This is a genomic window from Dyella sp. (assembly GCF_036384435.1).
In the GTDB taxonomy this organism is placed as follows: domain Bacteria; phylum Pseudomonadota; class Gammaproteobacteria; order Xanthomonadales; family Rhodanobacteraceae; genus GSA-30.
The window spans coordinates 1-2,828 of the sequence record NZ_DASVMI010000021.1; the positions used below are offsets into that span (position 1 = coordinate 1).

The following is a 2,828-nucleotide window of genomic DNA, read 5'->3' on the forward strand; positions in this document are numbered from 1 at the left end:
GGGGACGACCTTCTCCAATCCCGGCCAGCGCGGCGAGTACGATTCCGAGAAGATGGCCACCCTGACGCTGCGCGAGCTGGAGCGCTGGCTCGCGTTGGCGGTAGGCACCTATCACGGCTCCGTGCACAACGGCCTGCTCCATTAGGCCTTGGCTGGCCCCGTCCAGCCAATCCGATCGAGCGTGCCGATGAGGGTCGATCGGGGCACCTTGAAGGACCGGCACACTGACGCTTTGCTTGCACCAGCATTGAGTGCGTCCGTGATCTGCTCGATCGTCTCCGCGTCGATGCTCGGCGGTCGACCGCCGCGTCTGCCCCGGCGCTTTGCCGCCGCCAGTCCCGCCATCACCCGCTCGCGCGTAAGCGCGCGTTCATATTGAGCAAGCGCGCCGAAAAGCGAAAACAACAATTCTCCGTGGGGCGTGGTTGTGTCCATCTGCTCCGTCAGCGATTGAAAAGCCACGCCCCGGACTTTCAGGTCGGTGATAATGGTCAGCAGGTTGGCCAAGGATCGCCCAAGGCGGTCGAGCTTCCAAACGATCAGGGTGTCGCCTTCCTTCAGGTATTCCAGACACGTCTTCAGGCCGGAGCGATCATCCCGGGCGCCCGATGCCTTATCGGAATAGAGATGGCGTTCATCGACGCCGGCGGCGAGCAGAGCATCGCGCTGGAGGTCGACCGACTGGCGGTCGTCGACCGATGAGACACGCATGTACCCGATGAGCATGTACGACAAACCCCTGGATCAATGTTGTCGCACAGTAGGTCAAAGCGACAGGGTTTGTCGCGCATAATCAGCCGCGATCATGGAGCTTCAATCCGTTTGCGTCGTCCCCTGTCGGGAAACATGCGGTTTCCGACATGGCAGCATTGCGCCCCAGTTGGTCGCTCCGGACCTAATCCAACCGCTCTAACATGACGAATGGACCACCGCAGTCTATGCCAGTCAGCGGCCGGAGGCGACAGATGGCGATCGGGAAACCCCTCAGAATCTCAAGCTGGTGTAGGCGCCGAAGTAGTTCCCGTATTTGCCGCCAACGCTTTCCAGCGACTTGCTCGGCATGAAATAGCTGTTGGCCACGCCGAATTGCAGGCGCTTGGTGGCCTGCCATGATATGTCGATTTCCATGGCGGTACCGATCCGCCGAGCGGAAGCGGACGCAAACGATGCACCGGCAGGCCCGACGTAAGCGCCGTCTGCAATGCGATGGCGCCAGTAAAGTTGGGCCCCGGTCACAATCGTCACCGATCGCGCCGGCTTCAGCGTAAGCGTTGGGTTGAGGTTCATCAAATTTGAGTAGTTGAACAAAACACCGGCATTGAGCATCTGATAACGAGGCGCAGGCGCGACAAAGGTACCCAGCGTGTCATTACCGGCGTTGCCGTCGCCGCTAAATACATTGGCTCTGAGCCCCAGGCGCGGCTGAAGGGCAACCTTGGGGAAGGTATAACCACCATCCATCATCATCGCCCATGCGCTGATGTCCTTGGTTCCAAAGCGACCGGACTGGTAGGTACCTTCCACGTCGAGATCCCAGGTCGCAGTGCGCTGCCACAGCCTCGCACCCCAGCTGCTACGGTTCTCGGAGGCCCTGCCCTGAGCGTTCAATGCAGTGTCACGCTTCACCTGGAACCAGTACCCGTCGACGCCAAAGCCAGCCACCACGTGCGGAGCGCTGACGTAAACGCCGTGGAATGACTGTGTGTGGTTAGGGGCATTGTTGAATTCGCCGTCCTTAATGTTTACGGGGCGAACGGCGAACGTGTCGACAGAGATCTTGCCGGGAAGGGCATAGGTCGCGCGCAGGCCCTGATAGAGCACACGCTGATTGACACCGTCCCGCAGCGTGACAAGCTTGCCGTTGCCAAGCGGCATTTCGAACCGACCAGGACGCAACGTCAACTTTCCAGCTTTGCCGAGCGGCACCGTCACATCGAGGAACGCCTGCTCGACGTCGAAGGGCCCCCGGTTCGGCGGAGTGACCAGGCTGGAACCGTACTCACGATTGTCGCCCAGTTCCACAAAGGCCCGGACGTGCGGCCCCATGTGCAGATCGGCCAGCAGTCGCAAGCGACGCTGCACCGGGTCATTGGCGTCATTCGCAGTGCGCCCGGCATTCTGATGATCCCAGGCGGTGTAGTATGCGCGCGCCTCACCGCCGAGGGAGAGGTATATGTCATCCGAGCCGATCGGGATGTGCTTGATCCTGTCGATCAATGGCGCATCCTTGCTGACGGGCTGCGACCAGTCCTCCGTCCAGCGGATCGCCTGGGGAAGGTTCGGCGTTCCCGTCTGCCCGCCGGGGACCGCCACGGCAGCGCGGGGCTGCGATCGTGGGGGGCGAACACCGGGTTGCGCCTGGCTGCCCATCGGGCCACCTGCGGACTCGTCCTCGGTGCTGGCCGGAGGCACCGATTGCGCCAGGGCGACAGTCGACCCGGTCATGATCGCTGCTCCCAGCAGACAGCCGCACACGATCGTCTTGGAACCTTTCAACACAGCCTTCTCCCAGACGACGCCCCTGTCTGCCGCAGTCCAGCAGCCCCACAAGCGAGGTCGTTCACATCATTTTGAAGTTCTCTTGCGCAGTCTCGCGCGGGCTAATCCGCAATCGCGGAGATCAAGCTGCGGACAGCAGGATTTCCGATATACGCCCTACCCGGGTCACTTCTCAGTGGAAATCAACAGAAACGGCCTTTGGCGTCCTTGACCATCACGAACCACACGGCCGCATCGGAACCCCAGACCACAGGGTTGCCAGTGGTCATGGCGCTGGTTTCGAGCTTGCGGATCTCTTTCACCAGCGTGGCGCCGTCCAAGAACTTGCC

The 2,828-nt window shown here is 61.5% G+C and carries 2 protein-coding genes; both read right to left on the reverse strand.

The annotated features are described in order from the left end of the window. Window positions 1–141: 141 nt before the first annotated feature. Window positions 142–726 (reverse strand): recombinase family protein, encoded by a 585-nt coding sequence (locus VF436_RS01790; RefSeq protein WP_070427539.1) that lies wholly within the window; start codon window positions 724–726, stop codon window positions 142–144. A gap of 258 nt (window positions 727–984) precedes the next feature. Next, on the reverse strand, window positions 985–2,550 hold the full coding sequence (locus VF436_RS01795) for an alginate export family protein (RefSeq protein WP_330902264.1): 1,566 nt from the start codon (window positions 2,548–2,550) through the stop codon (window positions 985–987). Window positions 2,551–2,828 lie beyond the last annotated feature (278 nt).